Raw genomic sequence first — 19,210 nt, forward strand, 5'->3', positions numbered from 1 at the left:
TCCCTACCACCAATCTTAATTTGAACGCGTTACGCAGCGGAGTCAAATTTTTCTATGGGGCACAGATAGCCGGAAGTGATATTTGAATTGCTTGAGGATAACTGCGACCAAATTCCAAATGCATCCGCGACCTAGCGCGAAGGGGCAAGAGCCGGCGTAAGATCTCGAGCGCTGGCTTCCCGCGTTTCCAACGGCTTCAGATTCCAACGACGCTCGGTCAGCTTTAGGATCGAAGTCGTGTCATACAAAGTGTGGTCGACCTAGCCTGGACGTTCGTTGTCTGGTCCCAAGGATTTGATGAAAGAAACTGTGTGGCGCTTGCAGGCTTTAAGTTCTGAAAAAATTCCGCTTGGTCCCTGAGGTGGCGCGCCTTCGCGGATGGTCCGTATGCGTATCGGGCGAAATATGCAAAGGGCCGGTGATGGAATTGAAATAAAGGATCAGGCTCGCCGGCGAGCGCACCGTTTCATACGCCGGAAAACGAAGCCCTTGATATATTTTTCTCGCTCAGCCGGTCGCCGATTGTCGCCATGTTCTGCATAAAACCAGCGCCGCAGCGTCGGAATCTTCGCGGGTTCGAGGCGTTCCTCGGGGCTCACTTGAGTGTAGCAACAATTTGCCGTATTTGCTCCGGCGTATGCTCGCCTGCTAGCGGCGTTCCCGGGATCAGATACTTGCCCATCGCGAGCGGACCGATCACAACCGGCTCGAAGCCGATCTCGCGCACCAGACTCGATGCCAGCTTAAGGGCATTCGCGTCGTCGCCTGCCATGGGAATTCCGGTACGCTCGCCGTGGTGATGCGCCGCCGCCGGCAGCTTGGCGTAATTGATTGCATTGAAAGCCCGCACGAGGCGCACTCCCGGCAGCAACTCGGCAGAAGCGAGACCGGCCCCCTTTTCACGCGCCCAGGTCGCAATCTCGCCGTCGCGCGCTGGGATTGGATTGCACGCGTCGATAACGAGCGACTTAGTAGCGAGTTCGCGCGCGTAGTCTTTGCCAATTTGCGGCAGCGCCCGATACGGGACGGCAAGCAGCGCCACATCGCCGAATGCGATCGCTTCCTGCACCGTGCCGGCGTGCGCCAAGGGGCCAAGGCCATCCACCAAGCCCTTGAGCTCCTCCGGATGGCGCGAGGAAAACATCACCGGGTGACCCGCCTGCACCCACAAGGCGCCAAGCGTGCCGCCGATATGTCCGGCGCCGATGCTGCCGATCTTGAGCGGTGCTCCACTTGCTGGGCCGGCGGCGAATGCCGCACGTGAAGACGTTGCCAACATTGCGGCTGCGGCTGCGGCAGCGGTTATGCGGAGAAATTCGCGACGACTGCACTCCACGACTTCATGCTTTGCCATAATCTGCTCCTCAAAAGCGTTTGCGCGCAGTTTCTAACTCGAGTTGAATCATATTTGCCTCCTGGGGGCCGGGAAGCGGAAAAACAGTGTGCCGCTCGCACGCTATTTCCGCACGCTTTCAAAGCGACTGAAGTAGCTCCACCATCCGCTTGCGTTGGGCGCTGTCGGGCAGGCGGCCGCGCATCGCGCCGAGGTTATCAGCCATGTGCGCCGGATCCGCTGTGCCGGGGATGACCGCGGTCACCGCCGCGTTGCCGAGCAGGAACTTGAGGAAGAATTGCGCCCAGCTTCTGGCGTCGAACTCCTTTGCCCATTCCGGTAGCGCCTTGCCGCGCACGGCGCGGAACAGGCGGCCATGGCCAAAGGGAAGCGCCGTAAGCACCGCGGCTTTCACCTCAGTGGCGAGCGGGAGCAGCCGTTCTTCCGCTTCCCGGTCGTCCAGCGAATAATCGACTTGTAGAAAATCGGGTTTCTCGCGCGCCAGCACCGCTTCCACCGCAGCGTAATCGCCGTGATAGGTCGAGGTGATGCCGACGTAGCGGCACACGCCTTCGGTTTTCCAATCCCGAAATTGTCCCAGCGACTGATTTGGGTCATGGACATTATGGAGTTGCAGCAGGTCGACCTGTTTGGTACGCAACCGTTGCAGCGAGCGCCTTAATTCCGCTGCGTCCGGCGCCTCAAGCTTGGTGGCGATGAAGACCTGCCTGCGCAGCCCAGCCTGCGCCACTAACTCGCCGACCACGCTTTCCGCCGAACCATAGGACGAGGCGGTGTCAATGATCTTGCCGCCGCCAGCGACCAGATTGCGCACGACCTGTGCCAGTTCTGCGAGTTTGGCCGGGTCATCGCCGACATCGAAAACCCGTGCGGTGCCGAGTCCGACCGTCGGCACGCGTTCGCCACTGCTCGGAATCGCCTTGGTAATAAGGGACTCTGAGGAGGTTTGCGCAGCCGCGAGCGGTGGCAACACCGTCGCGGCGCCGAGCCCGCCGGCGAGCGCGATAAAATCGCGCCGTGTCATCTGATTCATGTCAGTCTCCTTAGCCGAGGGTCTGAGTCATGAGTGCCGTGCGCCGTTCCTGCGTTCGGCCCAGTGCCGCTGACAGTATTAGCCATCCGGCTACCACCGGCAGCGCGCACAGCGCGATTGCACCGAGTTTAAGTCCAAGCGCCTGCAAGCCGTCGAACACCCAGCCGTACAGAGCATCGGAGCCCCGATAGATTACCACATCGATCAAATTCTTCGCCTTGTACTTCTCCTCGCGCGCGACGACCGTGAAGAATACTTGGCGCGCTGGATTGGCGATAGCGAAGTTCATCCAGCGCTGCGTTACCTGGACCACCACCACGACGAACAGACTCGGCGCGAGCGCTAGCGCAGCGAAACCTACGACGTATACGGCTGGCAACGCGCCGGCCGCCGCGCCGGTGCCGAATCGCTTGAGCAGCCGTCCAGTGGCGAAGATTTGAGTTGCCAGCGTCAGGAGTCCGACCGCCAAATCGATGCTGGCGAATATTCGTGTCTGTGCGCCGGCCCCATGAACGGCCGCGGCCACAATATGGGCCTGCTCGAAATAAAGAATTGTCGCGCCGAACGACAGCAGACTGACCCACGCGCCGACACCGAGCAGGTACGGCGATCGAATCAGCTCGGGCAGTGCCGCGAAGGCACTGCCCCCGACGCGCCTTTCATTTCGGTGCGGGCCCTGCTGCGCATTGGCGGTGCGCTCGAGCCGGTAGACGCAGAATACCGCCAACTCCAGAAACACGATGGCGGCGATAAGCAAATTGGCGGGGCCGAGCGGCACGGAAAGGCCGATGGTAATAACTGGGCCCAGCAGCGCGCCAGCTGTGCCGCCGGCACCGATAAAGCCGAATAGTCGCTTACCCTGCTCGCTGGTAAAAAGGTCGGCCATGAACGACCAAAACACCGCGACAGCGAACAGGTTAAACACACTAACCCAGACAAAGAAAACGCGCGCCACGATCACCCTTTCGACGTCGAGGGTGAGCAGCAGCCAAAACAACGCGAGATTGGCGGCGAAAAAATGGTTGACAATAGGAATGAATCGGGCACGCGGCAGTCTCGCCACCAGTGTACCGTAAAGTGGCTGTGCCACGAGAAGGGTCACGAAAGTTGCACTGAACATCCACGGCAGCGCCTTGACCCCGCCCGCGATGGCCATCTGATCGCGAATTGGTCGCAGCACATAATAGCCCGCCAGGAGCGTAAAGAAATAGGCAAAGGACCACAGCGCTGCCGCGCGCTCTTGGGGCGTCGCCGGCACCGCTTGTCCTAGCCAGCGGTGGAGCAATGTCACGGTATCAACGACAGCTTCTGCGTGAAATGGTTGCGGTCACGACTTGGCAGTAGCGGCGGCTCTGATGCAGCAACTGTATAACGCTACGATCGGTTATCGTTCAAATGCCAGTTCGAACACGACAGATTATAGTCCCAAACTGACTTTGCATCGGAACCGTCGCGGTGACTACTGTTGTTCCGAGCGCCAGTCCTGCGCCGGCACCCACTGTCGCGTGGATGCCGGCATCAATAGCTGGACCCGCCGCCGCCCCAACCGCCATGCCGACCGCAACACTCAGCACCCTGCTCCCGCCGCGAGCCTTAGTGGGAATCGCCTCACCTAAGTGCGTCTAGGCAAATTGCCCGCTCTCGAATTCATCTGCGCAAAAATGGTCAGTGACGGTCGAGAATTGCGACGGGCAAAACATGCGGGGTAAGGAAACTGAGCCTACGGGCAAGGCCGTGGCTGGGGTTCTACACGCCGCCAACCTCCGGAACAGTCGCTGTCCCGTGGATAATAACTTTTCGCATTGCCACAGTAATACCCGTATGCCGGCTGCGGCAACGCGGTATAGGGTATGTCCTGCCACACTGCCAGCGGAATGGTGTTTGCCGCTATGGCAAAACCGTTGGCGCCTGGAAACTGTCCATACGGGCAAAAGCTCCAGTTTTCTTAGTAGCTGACAATGAGCTGACAATGACGTGCCGAAATTTGCTTGGCGGACTTGCGGCCAGCGCGGGCGCTGATATTCGCAACAATAGCGCGACCGTCGGGGCAAAGCGACAAAATTCAGGTTTCATGAACTCATCTCCTGCGATCCACTCAAAGCGATTGATAGGGTCCGGTCCCGCTTACGCACGGTCCGGTTCGTATACGGGTGCAAGTAAAGCACGGGCATGCGAAAGAATTATGAACAAGTACGCAACGGAACGTATCAGGCGGGGCCCTACATTTTTCCAGTAGCGCTTAATTATCGCTGCGGAAATTTTATTCAATGAAATATTGCTGCGCACAAAGCCGCCGGCGTGAGGATATGTAATTATTTTGCCATCGTGCCGTCACATTATTCTTGTAACGTAGTTAATTGTTGACTATCACCGAAAGGTTCTTAAGATGACTATCGCCACTATTATCCGAGAAGCCAATACCGAGCAGGAAATTTATTTTTTGTTGACCGCTTACATTGACGCGCTTCAGTTTGGCGACAAACTGAATTGTCTGTCTGAACACTTGAGAAAGTTGCCGCTAACCGGTCTGGAAGACTTGCGGGCGCGGTCGATAAAACTTGTCACCGAACTGGACGCCGCGTCGAAAAGGTTGGATGACAAAGTCTGTACGGTAATTAAGGAAGCTTTGGAAATTTTCGGAGCGGCCTTGTCGCGCCTTGAATCGTTCCAACGGTTGTCACGACCCCAGCGCTTGGACCTTCAAGGCAGCGCATTGGGCGATAGGATCGCGGCACATTCAGGCGCAACCGCGTTCGGCAGCTCCGATAGCGTCGGCGATAGCGCCGAATTTAGATTCTAAGTTCGGATTCCCGCCGAGCGGAAGAACGCCTAGGGGTTCGCGGTTGTTTTTCTGTCGGGCCGAATCTAGGTGCCAAATGAAATGTCGTCGCGTTGCATTTATTTTTCTTTCCCCGTCACCCGTTACAATCCCCACCCCGTTACGGGAATCACTTGGCCGGTAATTCCTGCGGCGGCATCGGAAGCGAGAAAAGCCACGACCTCGGCAATATCCTGGCGTTTTGCCCAACGTTTCATGTCCTTGGGCTTCATCGCGGCTATATTCGATGTGGTATCCACCAGCCCGGGTGCCACTGCATTGACGCGGATTCCGAAATCCCGCCCTTCGAGCGCCAAAGTACGCGTGAGAGCCTCGACACCGGCTTTGGCGCAGTTGTAGGCAACCATGTTGGCCTGCGCAAGGCCGGCCCGAGCGAAGTTGATGATCACGCCGCCGCCGGCCTCCCGCATGTGCGGGAATACCCCGCGTGAGACCAAAAAAACACTCAACAGATTATTCCCGAGTTCATGATTCCAATCGTCGAAACTGAAATCCACCGCCGCCTTGTAACGTGTAAGCCCACCGGCGAGATTGACCAGGATGTCGATCTTGCGGAATTCACTTATAGCGCGCTCGATCAACTGGCGCACTTGGGATTCATCAGTGAGATTTGCGGCCAGCGCAAACACACGCGCTCCGGCATCGCGCAACTCTTTTGCGCGCGCCTCCACATTGCTTTGTGTGCGCGCACAAATTGCGAGCGCGGCACCCTTCGCCGCCAGAGCTTTGGCGACTGTTTGTCCGACCTGTCCCTCATGGCTCACTCCTGTCACCAGAGCGACTTTTCCTTCAAGAATGGCTGGCATATTGCCTCCAGGCGGTTACCGTGTTCTGCAATAATCGATCCAAGAGAGCGGTGATAGCAAGCAATATTTGCCATTGGTCGTCAACGCGTACCCAAAATATTTGATCCGGAAATTTCGCATAGAGGTGCGCGGGCCAAACAAAAGGATCGAGCGGCGCGCCTTTTGGAACACCAAACAGCAAGGGTGGCATTTTTATGGGAGAAATTAGGACACAGGGACTGCGAGTGCAATTTGTTGATAAAAAAATGCCCAGGTAACGAAGGCTAAATCTGCGCCACCAAGCCTTCCAACACACGTGTCCGAGTGACTGCCGCGCACTAGCCATGTACGATTTAGCGTCATGCTGTTCCGCTCGTTCCCAAACACCCCGACAGTCATTGGTGCAATAAATCAGGCAACCGGTACCCAAGAAATGAACTTGTGAAAGCACAGCTCGGTTTGCAAAGGCGATCACCTTAGACGCTCGCTGGTCTTCCAATTGGCATCACATAAAACAGCGGGAAATACATTTGCAAGATCCAACGCGAACGCCGGTCAACGAACGCTACGCGTCAAAACGAAAATTCGTCGCCATAACCATAATTTCTCTGCTGTCCCTAAGGCGTTCCGATATAGTCTTGCTTGCCGATCTCCACGCCGCAGTGCCTGAGAATGTCGTAGGCGGTGGTAACGTGAAAATAAAAATTCGGCAGTGCAAAATTCAAGAGAAAAGGCATACCCAAAAATGTCACCGTTTTATTGCGCATCTGCATCGTGATCGTTTTCTGTTCCGAACCGTTAATTTGTTCCGGTTTCAATGTCTCGAGGTAATCGATTGTCTTGTCGATGCGCGCTAAAAGCTCGGGAAAAGTCGCCTCAATATCCTCGAATTTAGGCGGTTCCCGCCCAGCCAAACGGGCGCCACATCCCTTGGCCGCGTCCGAGGCGATTTGAACTTGCCGCGCCAAAGGAAACATATCGGGAAAAAGTCGGCTATTAATCAAGACTGCGGGTTCGATTTTCTTCGCTTCCGCGTAGCTTGCGCCCTTTGCAAGAATCGCAGCGAGGTTTTTCAGCATGCGGATAAAAACAGGCACCGAGGCTTCGTACATTGATATCGTCATTGTTTTGTCTCCATAAAGGTTATTTGGAAAGCGTTTCCATTACAAAATGATTCGTGCCAAGCAACACGGCTGATCGCGCCGACCCACGACTGAATTATGTAACTATTCTATTCGGATCCATGTCCGCTTGCGACCAAACAAAGACATGCCGACGTACCCACGCACTTCAAGCTTTGTTCCGCCGTCTTCCAAGGTCATTTGCAGCGATAAAGTTCTCCGTTGTCTGGATCGAGGATCTCGCCACCGGTATATTCGTCTCCTTGCTTGCTGATGCTGGTGACTATGGCCATGTCGAGCGGCTTTTGACCATGTCTGCAACCTTCGCATTTCTCGCAGACCGTATTTTCATCCTTCCCCGGACGGCAAGGTGCTGACCACGCCGAGATCGAGCCACCAACGCGGAAATACACGGAATGAGCCGTTGCGCGGCGCGCTTGATAAAGTGCGTTTCACCTCAACTCGCCTCGCCCTAGCCCGCCAAGCGAACTATAACCAAAACAAAGGCCGCGCCCAAGCACGTGAGCCCTATCAGGCTGGCGGCGGTAGTCGAGCGCGCCTGGGAATGTGCCTCAGGCAAAACATCTGAAGCGCCAATATACAAAAGGAACCCCGCAAAAAAGCCTAAATAGAGCATGAGAATGAAAGGCGGAACTTTAAAAAATACGGTTGAAGCGGCACCCACAACCGGAGCGAGTGCATCCAGCAAAAGCATTGCAAGCGATCGAGGCGTTGTATTGCGATTAACCAGCATCAAGCTTACTGTGTTGAGACCGTCGCAAAAATCATGCGAAATGACAGCAATGGCCACGGCGATCCCGACGGCTTCCGAGACTTGAAACGCCAGGCCGATGCCGACGCCATCCATAAAGCTGTGTCCAGCCAGCGCGAGTGCAGAGATAATTCCTACCTGCGGGTGGTGATGCGCGGCATAATCGGACTCGCGCGCGTGATGGATAAGTACGAATTTCTCCAGCGCATGAAACAAAAGGAACCCGACCACGAGTGCAATCATTGCATCGCTAGCGTCAAAGCCCTCCTTCTGCGCTAGATCAAAAAGTTCGGGCAGGATTTTGAAACTGACGACACCCAGCAGCACGCCGGCCGTGAAACCAAGAACAAAGTGCAGCCGGTCACGAAAATGAAGCGCAAACAACCCGCCGCCGAGGGTCGAAAAAAAAGTCGCAATTGAAAGAAGTATCGCAGTCATAGCCCTATATACGATGAGCCCAGCACGGTTTTCGCACAGCAGTCCGAATAACCGCGGGCGGCAAGGTATTTCAAATATTGAGAATAGTGCGTTACCGCCCTGTGGCAGCAGGGGCATTGCACAACGGTCTCCCTGCCTCCGCTATCTTAATTTTTGGCAACTGTCCCGGTTGGTTCGCAAGAATGGAAAATATCCAGCTCGGGCCGGTAAATTTTGGTCCGCACATCCATCAGGCCTAGAACTGAATGGAACAGGTTGTCGTGAGAGTATGGGTTGTTGCGGTGCGCCAGAAGACACTTCATGTCAATGTCGTTGCGGTGCAGCGCTCCTTTCGACATCCAGACAATCATCGGAATATGCGTTTGCTCCTCCGGTGCGATCATACGCGGCAGCCCGTGCAGATAAAGATTATTTTCGCCCAGAGACTCACCGTGATCGGACATGTAGATCATTGAAGCATCGAAACGGCCGCTATTGTCTTTTAGCAAAGCGATTATCTTATCAAGCACGTAATCGGTGTACAGAAGCGTGTTGTCATAAGCGTTGGTGATCTCCTCCCGGCTGCATTTTTCCAGCAGATTGGTCTTACATACGGGTTTAAAAACGTCAAAATGCTCGGGATACCGCAAGTAGTAAGCCGGTCCGTGGCTGCCTTTCAAGTGCAATACGATCACGGCGTTGCGATCCAGTTTATCGAGATACTGCTGCAAATTCTCAAGCAGGACCTCGTCATAGCATTCGTCCGGCCGGCAAAGCGCGGGATCTTTCGTATTCGACATATCCTGGTAGGCCACACGGTTGCAAACCCCCTTACAGCCTGAGTTATTGTCGCGCCAAAGCACTGCAATGCCGGCCCGCTTCAGCACGTCAAGCAGGTTCTGCTGTTCTGCGGCCTTGCTTTCGGAATAGCCTCTGCGACCAAGGTCCGAAAACATGCACGGAACGGAGACCGCGGTATCGGTTCCGCACGATGTCGCATTTGGATAGTACACAATGGTCTCGCGCGCCATCAGCGGATTGGTTTGCCTCGAGTAACCACCCAACGAGAAATTCCGGGCACGCGCGGTTTCTCCTACCACGATAATGGTCAGCGCTTTCTTTCCATCAGGCGAGGGGGGCGCATCCAGGTGGGCGTCCGCCCCGATCACACGAATTTCCCGCGGTTGCGTGTATTTGGTTTTTAGCAATCCGAAGGATGCGGTCAGATAGTTGGTCGGGGTCAACAGAAAGCGGATCTCCCGGTGGTTTCTAAAGATGGAAGCATAATCTTGGTAGTATAAAATCACTACGGCGACAACGACGATTGCGGAGCCTGCTATCCATCCGAGCTTTCGCGCGATGCCGCTCCAAAAACCGTGGTAATCGATACGTGCCCACAAAGTCAACGCTGATGGAAGGATACCAAGAAACAAGACATAAAAAAGCAGTTTTAAACTGAGCAGATCGCGGACTTCCCTCGGGTCGGTTGCGAAAACGTTTCGCATCATGCCCTTGTCGATCATTGTGCCGTATTCATTCATGAAATACGCCGCTACGGAAGTTGCAATCAGCAGAAAGATCAGGATGGGTTTAGTCGTCCCCGGATGGCAGATCAAACAGAGCACCATGTTGAACAGTAGAAGAAATGCCAAAAACAGGCATAAAAGTACCAGCGTCCTGCCGGGTCCATTGACAATCCGAAAAAGCGTATGCCAGAACGACCAGTTGTCTAGCAGCAAAAGCCACAGGGAAACACCCAGGGTCACGAATGATATGCTGATTTCCGGGCGGCTTTTCACCTGCCGCGCTAGCCACTGGGACATAATTTCCAGGATGAGGAATTTCTAAACATTACGCATAGTGTATGTTGCGCAAGACCGGGATTGAGTTTTGACGTCATACAAATATCTTAACACGGCATGATCAGTCGCATCGCTCGCGTAACAAACCCTGGTATTTAATTTTCGCCGCGCCACTACCGCATTTTCTCCAATTAAAGCCCGGCAATTCTCCTGCTTGTTTAATTAGTGCCGTGAAGTCCGGCGAAGTTTCACCAGATTCAAAACAAGAAAAAATAAAAGCAATACGGAACAAGGTCTAGAATTAAATTTGAGGCGCGGACTTTTGCTAAGGTTCCATGCGCCGGACTTGCGGGAAAATTTAGGTGGCGAACCTGTCGCCGAGCTTGCGGTAATCGGGCTGCGGCTCTAAAGAGATCGCCTAGCGCGCGATGGATGGTGCAACGAGGAAGTGACGCTGTTGCAAACATTCGGGGCTGTTATAACTGATCAGAACGGTACGTTCCGGTGATTTCTGAATGAGCCCTTTGAGCGGCAGATCGGTCGCGACTGAAGGACAACGGTTCAAAAGCAGTCTGCCACCTTTCGGATCGCCAAAGAAAAATAGCACCATCGGTCGCACCGTCATCTACAAAGTTTGCGAGCTTGATCGGTATAGGATGCCATCTGCAAATCGAAGCATCCCATTGGCAGCTCCGACCATCATCGCTCAAATTCAGTGAACGCGAATGGCCAATCCGTAACAGATGAGCGAAGGCTTCGATCTCCACGACGCTGGGAATAATCCATTGTCCTCGGAGCAGACCACATTGATTATTCCGTTTGCGCCGAGGCGGGCCGCTTCCGCCTTGAGCGCCGTTACGCCGTCTTCTTGAGCGGAATAGGACGGATACCAGACCGCTGTGCGCCATGATTCGACCCAAAGGTGCTCTATAGTATCGTATCGACCAAGGCTCAACTGCGTGGGTTCATAAAATGTTACGTCTTTGGCTTCGAGCCGGCTCCCCCCGCTCTGTGGATTGGTTGCGCAACCAAAAAGGGCGGCCGCTAAAGCGACCGGGTATAAAATACGCTTAACTTTCATATTTCGGTCTCCAGGCTGGCCACACAATACTTCTGTTCATACTATCATCTATCCGCCGGTTTATGAACTCGAAGAATTGCACGGTACGTCACAAGCCGCAAGCTCCTTTACCGAGCCGCCATCAAGACCCTTCCATCAATTATTTCTGCGGCGGCATTTGGGTGGGGATTGCAAATATTAGAACTCTGAGCGAATAATCACTGGATTGCAGGTAGAGCGGGAAGGTTCGAACGCAGCGCGTCTTTGAAAGGTCAAATTTTACATGCGCTCGTCAGTAATTCAAGTCGCTATCGGCTGCAGCTTTGTGGTCCTCGCAGGGTGCGCATCGGTAACAAGCCAAGTCACCGTCTTCGACCCGACGCGCCATTATGCTCCGACGCAAAATGTCGTTATCTTGCTACGTTTTCCGCAACGGCCTCACACGAATATTGGTCTGATTGAGGCAAAAGGTACGGTGGGCGGCAGCGAATCGGAGCTGCTTGAAGTTGCGCGCGAAAAAGCACGGGCATTAGGCGCCGACGCGCTGGTACGACTTGATGTAACATCGGTCTATGAGCCCCCGCTGCCGGTTTTCTATCCGGGTTATGGCGGTCCCTTCTTGTGGTGCCCAGGCTACCGGTACGGTCCCTACTATTACCCTCCGTATGCGTACGGCCCTTATCCCTTGGGCAGCTATGGCTGGACGGAGGGCGGCAACGTGCAAACGCTGAAAGCGGTCGCTATCAAATATAGCGCAGACCAAGCCGGAAAACCTGAACAATAAGCTTACGCGCAATCTCGCGGCCTGGAAAAATTGACACAGCAAAGAACTGCTGCGCCTTCTTACTTCGGGTGCTGGCAAACCCGCCAAGCTAGCATAAATTGCATAGGCAAACATACATGAGCGAGAAGATCCCGTTTACAAAATTTGACGATATCGAGTTAAGACCCGGCACTTGCTACCGCTCTTCGGGACCGATGTTCATACCACGGCCGGCTGCGGTTGACGATCTTCACGACCGAGAGCATCACGGGCACCTCGATCAATACCCCTACGACGGTCGCGAGCGCGGCACCCGATTCGAACCCGAACAGGCTGATTGCAGCGGCAACCGCAAGCTCAAAAAAGTTGCTGGCACCGATCAGCGCTGACGGACACGCGACGCAGTGCGCAACACCGAGTCTGCGGTTAAGCCAATACGCGAGCGCAGAATTGAAATAGACCTGGATCAGGATTGGCACTGCCAGCATCGCGATCACCAACGGCTGACGGATAATTACGTCGCCTTGAAATCCGAACAGCAGCACAAGTGTGGCAAGCAGCGCCAATAGCGAGAGTCGATGCAGCGCGGCAAGCGTGCGGTCGAGCGCCGCCTGCCCTCCACGCGCAAGCAGCCCCCGGCGCCATATCTGCGCAACCAATACCGGTACAACAATATACAGCGTCACGGAGATAGCCAGCGTTTCCCACGGCACGGTGATTGATGCCAACCCAAGCAACAGCGCCACTATGGGCCCGAAGGCAAAGATCATGATGACGTCGTTCAACGCCACTTGGGTCAACGTGAAATAGGGGTCGCCATCCGACAACCGGCTCCAAACGAAAACCATCGCCGTGCAAGGCGCGGCTGCGAGCAGGATCAGTCCGGCGAAATAGCTGTTGATCTGATCAGTCGGCAGATACGGTGCAAAAAGGTGGTGAATAAATAACCACCCTAGCAGCGCCATCGAGAATGGTTTAATGGCCCAGTTAACCGCCACGGTGACCGCAATGGCCCGCCACTGCGAGCGCACCTGCGAAATTGCGCTGAAGTCGATCTTGAGCAGCATCGGGACAATCATGACCCAGATCAGCGCGCCAACCGGCAGATTAACGCGAGCGATCTCAATCGCACCAATAGTCTTGAACAGACCGGGCAACAACTTGCCGAGCAGAACGCCGACGGCGATGCACAGAAATACCCACAGCGTAAGCCAGCGCTCGAATCCGCCCAAAGCGGGGCGTGCCACGGTCTCAGAAGCGGCGCTCATGCTTGCGGAGCGCGGCTTGTGGTCTTGCCGATTTCGTCGATCTTCTTCTGGATTGCCAACCGATCCAGTTTGTCCAACGGCAAGCTCACGAAAATGCTGATGCGATTTCTGAGCGCGTCAAAGGCCTGGGCAAAGGCTCGCTGTTTTTGTTTGTCTGTGCCGTCCACTGCAGAGGGATCGGGTTGTCCCCAATGGGCTGTCATGGGCTGGCCCGGCCACACGGGGCACATCTCCTTTGCCGCGCTGTCGCACACGGTAAACACAAAATCCATAACCGGGGCTCCGGGTTTCGCAAATTCATCCCAGTCTTTGCTTCTGAGCCCTTCAGTGCTCAGCTTTACGCGTTTCAGGAGTTCAATCGCCAAGGGGTTTACTTTTCCTGACGGCTGACTGCCGGCGCTGTACGCCTTGAAGCGTCCTCGGCCGTAGGCGAGGCTATTAAGGATTGCCTCGGCCATGATACTCCGGGCAGAGTTGTGGGTGCAGAGAAAGAGGACGTTATAGACTTGATTTGACATTGGGTAGCTCAGTATGTTTGCGGCATGCGACAGGCACCACGGCTGGCGGGTTCCTGTGCTTCGCTCTTGGTTGCCACATCCTCTCCAAAAACAGGAATGGTGCCAAGCGTATGATACGTTTCCCACGCGATGCCTTGCGGGTCGATGATCCAATACTTATCGGACTTCGCGTAGCAGCAGGCGGCTTCCTTTTCTTCGAGCACCGGGCCTTGAGCGCGAATCAACCGTGTGCGCATATCCTTGAGTTCGGTATCCGATTCCGCCTGGATTCCAATGTGGTTGACACCGTGGCGCTGGCCGCGGGTTGAAATGGCGAAGTTGATGCGCGGATCGTCAAGCATCCATTTGGCGTAGTCGTCCTTGCGCACTGCCGGTTCGTGGCCAAAACGGACGAGTAAAAGTGGATATTCGCCGTGAGATCGTCCACGGAAATATGAACGTGAAAACGTCTCATGCTTTGACTCCTCTGCTCTTGGATTTGGATCCGCCGGCGGCGCACGACGGCCGAGTGCGGGCAATCGGCGCGCACAAGGTGCCGTCGCGCGTGCAACAGTTTCTGGTAAGGTACGCGACCAGCGCGCCCATCTGATCGAAATTCGCTGAATAGAAAATGAAACGACCCTCTTGCCGCCCAGCTACCAAGTCAGCGTGACTCATTTCTTTCAGGTGAAAGGAAAGAGTGGCAGGAACGATCTTGAGCTCGGCGCCGATCTCACCTGCCGACATCCCGGTCGGTCCGGCCTGCACCAGCAGCCGGAAAATCCGCAGGCGAGTCTCCTGCGCCAGTGCAGCAAGCGCGCGGATCACAATTTTGGGTTCCACATTTTTATTATTGTCGAATTATAGAAATGTGTCAACGCGTGCTGCAGTAGCCTCTGGACGAGCGGTCGTAGCCTGATAGACAAATTACGCGATTGTCCCGAGACTGGAATGCCCGCCTCAGGTTACTCACCTGCTTTGGGGCGTGGGCGTCCGCTTACAGCGCCCCGGCGCCCGATCAGACCCGGGTTTGCTCTCGCACCTACGAGCGCCAAAGTCCGCCAGCTCATTTTAGATAGAGTTTCTTTTCCTCAATGCTGGAGACCAGTGCCTTAATGCCCCGCGACCAGGAAACATCGGTATTGCCTCTTATGTCGACCGACTCTTGATAAACGACCTTGTCAGTATCCGAATCGAACACTTTGATGTTTATATTTAGGATGAGATTGCTGACCTTTTGAACCCAGCAAAGCGCAACTCGATTGGTATGCAGCGCCTGCCCGATTTCTTGGGCGCAGGGATCACACAAATACAACGACTGCCTGGCTCGCATATCGCCGATAAGCTTCGACGCCGCCTGTGCACCGACTACTCTATAAAGGTGCTTCTCTTCAAGCAGCTGACGCAGATTGTCTCCAATCATTTGCGCCCGTTTGTCCTGCGCCGCATTTACCTCGGGCGTATTGTACTGCCTGGTATCATCAAGCACTTCGAAATCCGAAATGTAAATCGATTTGAGACCACCGGCGATACCGATATTGCAGCACAGAACGGTGATCGAAAATAAAAACAATATTCGAAACGCCAAGTTCATTTCGTTTCCTTCTAAAGGTGGCACGACCACAATTTAGGAAAATAGGAGCAGACGACACGGCCGATCTATTGTAGCGGGTCAAATGGTCGGTACGGTGGCCTTTGTTATTACCCGTTCGTCGGGACGAAATGAACAAGCGCAGTCGGTGGTGCCTAATTCAACACTTGGCTGGTTGACCCAAAAACAAATACTGGAGCAAATGGGCGGCCCGCCGCCCTTACGCGAGCAGCACGGCGAGAAGGCCCGCTATGAATATTCCGTCAAAAGAACCGGCGCCCCCGATGGAAGCTACCGGCGCGCCCAAGCTGCGAATGTCTTTGAGGCGTAACAGATCGGCGCCAACAAGAACTCCAAGTGTACCGCCGATGTAAGCAAGTTCTGCACGTTGCTCCGAATTTAGCCATGTAGCGGCCAGCGCGGCGACTACAGGCGCAAGCAGGATCGGCATCGCAATACCGATGCCGCGAACCGGTCTGCTGGACCAATGTGCAACAGCAGCCACCATTGCCACCGCAATTAAAACCTGCGCAAGACTTATGGGATTATGGATCAGCAAGTAAATGGAGAATGCAACTGGAACCACCGCCCCGCCCACGTTGACTGCAACCAACGTCTTGCCAGTAAAAGATCTACGATGCAGCCGAAACGCGTTCTGGATTTCCGGTGGCAATGTGTTCTGGTCATGGCGGGAACTTCCCATGCTAAACAAGGGCAGATTGATCATGCTGCCAAATAACGTGGTTATCAATAACACGTAGGCGGAATGCGACGACAATCCCAATTTTTCAAATGCAATGGTAACGACACCGAACTGAATCAGCGCTATCAGAAATACCAGTACGACTAAAAAGAGAAAGAGGCGCAACAGCGGAGGCGGCATGTATGAGAATTCCTGTTTCTGAGACTAAATTTGCTCAAGACGCGAAGCAACGATGCTGTTCTTGGGCTCGTCCGCGATGAAAACTGGACCCTGAGTTCAAACTGAGCCGAGAACAAGGCATTTGGGACGGCCCAATGGTGAACTCAAATTCTGAATGACCGACTTGGATCGAACGCAAAATTAATCGCCAGTCAACAGCGCGACCGCGGTATCGCACGGCCTGGGCAACATTGGGATAGACGAATTGTTACTATACAGCGGGACTTGATTTGCGAATAGCTACGCGGGTTAACGCGAACTGGCCCGCGGCCCCGGAACGTGATTTATTCCTATGTGAGTGAGTTAATTATGTCTAGGGCTGTTTGGCTCAGATTACTGGCAGTATTTTTGGTTTGCCAGGAGAGTCGCCGCGTATTCCGTTCGCGACGCACCGATATCGAGCCTGCGCCGCCAATGGCAAACTCGTACGCAATGAGGATGCAGTGCCTATAGAATAGTCTTTGACTTATGGACATCGAGACGGCTTTTATTCTGCTATTCGTAGTGGCAACCGCTGTTGCCATCGCTGCGCGGCGCGTGCATCTGCCCTACACTGTCGCGCTGGTGCTCGCCGGTCTCGCGCTTGGTGGCCTGGAACTATTTCCGGCGCCGCAACTGACCAAGAACCTGCTGTTCTCCGTGTTTCTGCCCGGGCTCATCTTCGAAGCGGCTTTTCATATCGACTTTCGCGAGTTCCGGGATAATTGGATTACCATCCTCGCGCTCGCTGTTCCGGGAGTCGTAGCTTCTACCGCGCTTATCGCCGTCATTCTCACACCGGTCATCGCTGCGCTGGGGGTGGTTCCCGGCTTCGGTTGGATGGACGCGCTGGTTTTTGGCGCCTTGATCTCAGCTACCGACCCAGTTGCGGTCGTCGGCCTGTTTCGAAACATGGGCGCGCCACGGCGGCTCACCATGCTGCTCGACGGCGAGAGTCTGCTCAACGACGGCACAGCTATTGTCTTTTTCACCTTGAGTCTTTCTCTGCTCGGCGGAACGAGCGTGACCGCGAGCCAGCTTACACTGCAGTTCCTGACCATCGTAGGCGTCGGCGCAGTGATTGGCACAGTGATTGGCACCGCAGCCTCGTTGCTGATGCGGCAAATCGATGACCCGATGATTGAAATCACTCTCACTACAATCGCTGCGTACGGCTCTTTCGTAACGGCCGAGACGCTGCATGCTTCGGGCGTGATTGCGACCGTGGCCGCTGGAATGCTTTGCGGAAACCTCGGTGCGCGCACCGGCATGTCCGCGTCCACGCGGGTTGCTTCGGAAACGTTCTGGGAGTACGTGGCCTTCGCGCTCAATTCAATCGTATTTTTGCTAATCGGTTTCGAGGTTCAGCTGCCTACACTGCTTTCCTATTGGCTGCCGATCTTGGTCGCCTACTTGGTGGTCACCGTGGGCCGCGGGTTGGTGATCGTCGCCGGCCGCGCGCTGGTGGGATTGACGCGCGAGCGCTTCCCATGGCGCTGGAGTATCGTGCTCACCTGGGGCGGACTGCGCGGCGCTCTGCCCATGGTTCTTGCGCTTAGTCTTCCGTCAACGTTCGCCTACCGCGAGCTGGTCGTGTCGATGACCTTTGGGGTGGCGGTGCTTTCAATTCTGGTGCACGGGCTCACGATGTCTGGCGTCCTGAAATGGTTGGGAATCGTTACCGAACCGGCGGATAGCACGGCTTACGAAATTCGAAGTGGCAGAGTGCAGGCTGCTGCAGCGGCCCTTCAGGAGCTCGATCAAATGTCGCGCATGCGATTGGCGGCACCCGAGACCCTCGATTCCTTGCGCGAAGAGTATCGCCATATTATCGAAAGCACTGAGCAGGAACTGCAAAAGCTCGCAGTGAGCAGCAAGGAACTGCCCAACCGCGATCTGTTTCGCATCCGCCGACACCTTCTCGTCGCCGAGCGGGACCAGGTTATGCAGGCCTTCCAGCAAGGCACGATCGGCCGCAAAAGCTTGGACAGGCTCCTCGCCGACATCGATGCGCGGCTCCTCAGGCTGGAGACCGGCGAGGAGCAAGCAAGTCTATCCTCTGAGAGCGGCGACGCCGCGCGCGCGCCATGAGCCAAATTGAGGGATGGTTGCTTGATGCTGCGTTCCCGGCCAACCACGCGCTATCTGCGCACGGTCGATTTCGAGACCGCGAGTACTCGATAGCATAGGTTACCCCTGGGGCGGGGGGTGGAAGTGGTTATGTTTTCTTCGCCACGTGATACTCGCGGCGAATCTGTTCGATATCGACCGTGGGCTTGGGGTAGTTCAGCTTGAGCCCTTCCAGGTGTTCGACAACGATGCGTGCAACGGCAAGATTCCGAAACCATTTGTGGTCGGCAGGAATGACGAACCAAGGCGCATGTTCGGTACTGCAGCGCGACAGCGCATCCTCATAAGCCGCCATGTAGTCGTCCCAGAAGCGCCGCTCCTTGTAATCGGCCTCGCTGATTTTCCATTGTTTGGTTGAATCGTCCAGCCGCTCCTTGAAGCGTTTAAGTTGTTCGTCCTTAGACATGTGCAAGTAAAATTTCAAAATATGGGTGTCGTGCTCGACGAGACCCTTTTCGAACGTGTTAATTCGATCATAGCGTAGCGACCAGACCTCTTTCGGGACAATTTTGTGAACGCGTACCACCAGCACGTCTTCGTATTGAGAGCGGTTGAATATGACAACTTCCCCTCTGCCGGGCGCGGCCCGGTGCACGCGCCATAGAAAGTCGTGCGCCGCCTCCTCGGCGGAAGGTTGTCGAAACGGCGCCACTCTACAGCCCTGAGGATTCATTGCCGCCAGGACGTGATTGATGGTCCCATCCTTGCCACCGGTATCCATCGCCTGCAGGCAGATGAGAAGTGAGTGGCGTCGTTCGGCGTAGAGCAGGTCCTGGAGTTCGCGCAGTCTTTTTTGGTAGTGCTCGATCTCCTCTGTGGCGTCCTCGTGGCTCTCGTGGCGGTCCTTGAACGCCGGATCGATTTCCTTGAGCTTTAC

Annotated in this window: 18 protein-coding genes and 1 pseudogene; 3 read left to right on the top strand and 16 right to left on the bottom strand. The window is 55.2% G+C overall.

The annotated features are described in order from the left end of the window. Nucleotides 1-595: 595 nt before the first annotated feature. From VLV32_08765 to VLV32_08775, 3 genes are all read right to left on the bottom strand, one after another. Entirely contained in the window at nucleotides 596-1,354 is a 759-nt protein-coding gene (locus tag VLV32_08765) for an NADPH-dependent F420 reductase (GenBank protein HUL41977.1), read from the bottom strand. Nucleotides 1,355-1,472: 118 nt separating this feature from the next. Continuing rightward, the gene (locus VLV32_08770) at nucleotides 1,473-2,387 is read right to left on the bottom strand and encodes an aldo/keto reductase (protein HUL41978.1); all 915 of its coding nucleotides are present in this window, start codon (nucleotides 2,385-2,387) and stop codon (nucleotides 1,473-1,475) included. Between the two features lie 10 nt (nucleotides 2,388-2,397). After that, complete coding sequence (locus VLV32_08775) at nucleotides 2,398-3,678, bottom strand: MFS transporter (GenBank protein HUL41979.1); 1,281 nt, start codon at nucleotides 3,676-3,678, stop codon at nucleotides 2,398-2,400. Nucleotides 3,679-4,773: 1,095 nt separating this feature from the next. Here VLV32_08775 and VLV32_08780 point away from each other — a divergent pair. After that, the gene (locus VLV32_08780) at nucleotides 4,774-5,187 is read left to right on the top strand and encodes a hypothetical protein (GenBank protein ID HUL41980.1); all 414 of its coding nucleotides are present in this window, start codon (nucleotides 4,774-4,776) and stop codon (nucleotides 5,185-5,187) included. 122 nt (nucleotides 5,188-5,309) lie between these two features. On the opposite strand, the gene VLV32_08785 is transcribed toward VLV32_08780, so the two are convergent. The 6 genes from VLV32_08785 to VLV32_08810 form a co-directional block, all read right to left on the bottom strand. Continuing rightward, complete coding sequence (locus VLV32_08785) at nucleotides 5,310-6,032, bottom strand: SDR family NAD(P)-dependent oxidoreductase (protein ID HUL41981.1); 723 nt, start codon at nucleotides 6,030-6,032, stop codon at nucleotides 5,310-5,312. Between the two features lie 596 nt (nucleotides 6,033-6,628). Beyond that, the gene (locus VLV32_08790) at nucleotides 6,629-7,135 is read right to left on the bottom strand and encodes a DUF1993 domain-containing protein (protein ID HUL41982.1); all 507 of its coding nucleotides are present in this window, start codon (nucleotides 7,133-7,135) and stop codon (nucleotides 6,629-6,631) included. Nucleotides 7,136-7,329: 194 nt separating this feature from the next. Beyond that, on the bottom strand, nucleotides 7,330-7,521 hold the full coding sequence (locus VLV32_08795; GenBank protein HUL41983.1) for a DUF2147 domain-containing protein: 192 nt from the start codon (nucleotides 7,519-7,521) through the stop codon (nucleotides 7,330-7,332). Nucleotides 7,522-7,604: 83 nt separating this feature from the next. After that, a complete protein-coding gene (locus tag VLV32_08800) occupies nucleotides 7,605-8,342 on the bottom strand; it encodes a ZIP family metal transporter (protein HUL41984.1) in 738 nt (245 codons plus the stop codon). A gap of 146 nt (nucleotides 8,343-8,488) precedes the next feature. Further along, nucleotides 8,489-10,144 carry a phosphoethanolamine--lipid A transferase gene (locus VLV32_08805; GenBank protein HUL41985.1) on the bottom strand — a complete coding sequence of 552 codons (1,656 nt, stop codon included), beginning with the start codon at nucleotides 10,142-10,144 and terminating at the stop codon, nucleotides 8,489-8,491. A 691-nt stretch (nucleotides 10,145-10,835) separates the two neighbouring features. Continuing rightward, nucleotides 10,836-11,204, bottom strand: coding sequence for a hypothetical protein (locus tag VLV32_08810; protein ID HUL41986.1), 369 nt, complete (start codon nucleotides 11,202-11,204; stop codon nucleotides 10,836-10,838). 262 nt (nucleotides 11,205-11,466) lie between these two features. On the opposite strand from VLV32_08810, the gene VLV32_08815 reads away from it, so the two are divergent. Continuing rightward, nucleotides 11,467-11,967 carry a hypothetical protein gene (locus tag VLV32_08815; GenBank protein ID HUL41987.1) on the top strand — a complete coding sequence of 167 codons (501 nt, stop codon included), beginning with the start codon at nucleotides 11,467-11,469 and terminating at the stop codon, nucleotides 11,965-11,967. A gap of 158 nt (nucleotides 11,968-12,125) precedes the next feature. Here the strand turns inward: VLV32_08815 and arsB are convergent, their stop codons facing one another. The 6 genes and pseudogenes from arsB to VLV32_08845 all read right to left on the bottom strand — a co-directional run bounded on the left by arsB (nucleotide 12,126) and on the right by VLV32_08845 (nucleotide 16,185). After that, nucleotides 12,126-13,214, bottom strand: coding sequence for an ACR3 family arsenite efflux transporter (gene arsB, locus VLV32_08820; GenBank protein ID HUL41988.1), 1,089 nt, complete (start codon nucleotides 13,212-13,214; stop codon nucleotides 12,126-12,128). Continuing rightward, nucleotides 13,211-13,732, bottom strand: coding sequence for an arsenate reductase ArsC (locus VLV32_08825; GenBank protein HUL41989.1), 522 nt, complete (start codon nucleotides 13,730-13,732; stop codon nucleotides 13,211-13,213). Before VLV32_08825 ends, arsB begins: the two co-directional genes overlap by 4 nt. An 8-nt stretch (nucleotides 13,733-13,740) precedes the next feature. Continuing rightward, nucleotides 13,741-14,186, bottom strand: a pseudogene (locus tag VLV32_08830) (ArsI/CadI family heavy metal resistance metalloenzyme). After that, nucleotides 14,183-14,554, bottom strand: a complete 372-nt coding sequence (locus tag VLV32_08835; protein HUL41990.1) for a metalloregulator ArsR/SmtB family transcription factor — start codon at nucleotides 14,552-14,554, stop codon at nucleotides 14,183-14,185. Before VLV32_08835 ends, VLV32_08830 begins: the two are co-directional and overlap by 4 nt. A gap of 223 nt (nucleotides 14,555-14,777) precedes the next feature. Then, nucleotides 14,778-15,305, bottom strand: coding sequence for a DUF3280 domain-containing protein (locus VLV32_08840; GenBank protein ID HUL41991.1), 528 nt, complete (start codon nucleotides 15,303-15,305; stop codon nucleotides 14,778-14,780). Between the two features lie 217 nt (nucleotides 15,306-15,522). Further along, a complete protein-coding gene (locus VLV32_08845; protein ID HUL41992.1) occupies nucleotides 15,523-16,185 on the bottom strand; it encodes a DUF1614 domain-containing protein in 663 nt (220 codons plus the stop codon). 507 nt (nucleotides 16,186-16,692) lie between these two features. Here VLV32_08845 and VLV32_08850 point away from each other — a divergent pair. Beyond that, entirely contained in the window at nucleotides 16,693-18,294 is a 1,602-nt protein-coding gene (locus VLV32_08850; GenBank protein HUL41993.1) for a Na+/H+ antiporter, read from the top strand. 127 nt (nucleotides 18,295-18,421) lie between these two features. Here the strand turns inward: VLV32_08850 and VLV32_08855 are convergent. After that, on the bottom strand, nucleotides 18,422-19,210 hold a 789-nt coding region (locus tag VLV32_08855), incomplete at its 5' end, for a polyphosphate kinase 2 family protein (GenBank protein HUL41994.1).

The organism is Burkholderiales bacterium (genome assembly GCA_035518095.1).
Taxonomy (GTDB): Bacteria; Pseudomonadota; Gammaproteobacteria; order Burkholderiales; family JAHFRG01; genus JAHFRG01.

Excerpts from the sequence above, each read along its gene's own strand:
- VLV32_08765 (HUL41977.1), bottom strand. The coding sequence starts at position 1,354 with ATGGCAAAGCATGAAGTCGTGGAGTGCAGTCGTCGCGAATTTCTCCGC.
- VLV32_08770 (HUL41978.1), bottom strand. The coding sequence starts at position 2,387 with ATGAATCAGATGACACGGCGCGATTTTATCGCGCTCGCCGGCGGGCTC.
- VLV32_08780 (HUL41980.1), top strand. The coding sequence starts at position 4,774 with ATGACTATCGCCACTATTATCCGAGAAGCCAATACCGAGCAGGAAATT.
- VLV32_08785 (HUL41981.1), bottom strand. The coding sequence starts at position 6,032 with ATGCCAGCCATTCTTGAAGGAAAAGTCGCTCTGGTGACAGGAGTGAGC.
- VLV32_08790 (HUL41982.1), bottom strand. The coding sequence starts at position 7,135 with ATGACGATATCAATGTACGAAGCCTCGGTGCCTGTTTTTATCCGCATG.
- VLV32_08800 (HUL41984.1), bottom strand. The coding sequence starts at position 8,342 with ATGACTGCGATACTTCTTTCAATTGCGACTTTTTTTTCGACCCTCGGC.
- VLV32_08805 (HUL41985.1), bottom strand. The coding sequence starts at position 10,144 with ATGTCCCAGTGGCTAGCGCGGCAGGTGAAAAGCCGCCCGGAAATCAGC.
- VLV32_08810 (HUL41986.1), bottom strand. The coding sequence starts at position 11,204 with ATGAAAGTTAAGCGTATTTTATACCCGGTCGCTTTAGCGGCCGCCCTT.
- VLV32_08815 (HUL41987.1), top strand. The coding sequence starts at position 11,467 with ATGCGCTCGTCAGTAATTCAAGTCGCTATCGGCTGCAGCTTTGTGGTC.
- arsB (HUL41988.1), bottom strand. The coding sequence starts at position 13,214 with ATGAGCGCCGCTTCTGAGACCGTGGCACGCCCCGCTTTGGGCGGATTC.
- VLV32_08825 (HUL41989.1), bottom strand. The coding sequence starts at position 13,732 with ATGTCAAATCAAGTCTATAACGTCCTCTTTCTCTGCACCCACAACTCT.
- VLV32_08840 (HUL41991.1), bottom strand. The coding sequence starts at position 15,305 with ATGAACTTGGCGTTTCGAATATTGTTTTTATTTTCGATCACCGTTCTG.
- VLV32_08845 (HUL41992.1), bottom strand. The coding sequence starts at position 16,185 with ATGCCGCCTCCGCTGTTGCGCCTCTTTCTCTTTTTAGTCGTACTGGTA.
- VLV32_08850 (HUL41993.1), top strand. The coding sequence starts at position 16,693 with ATGGACATCGAGACGGCTTTTATTCTGCTATTCGTAGTGGCAACCGCT.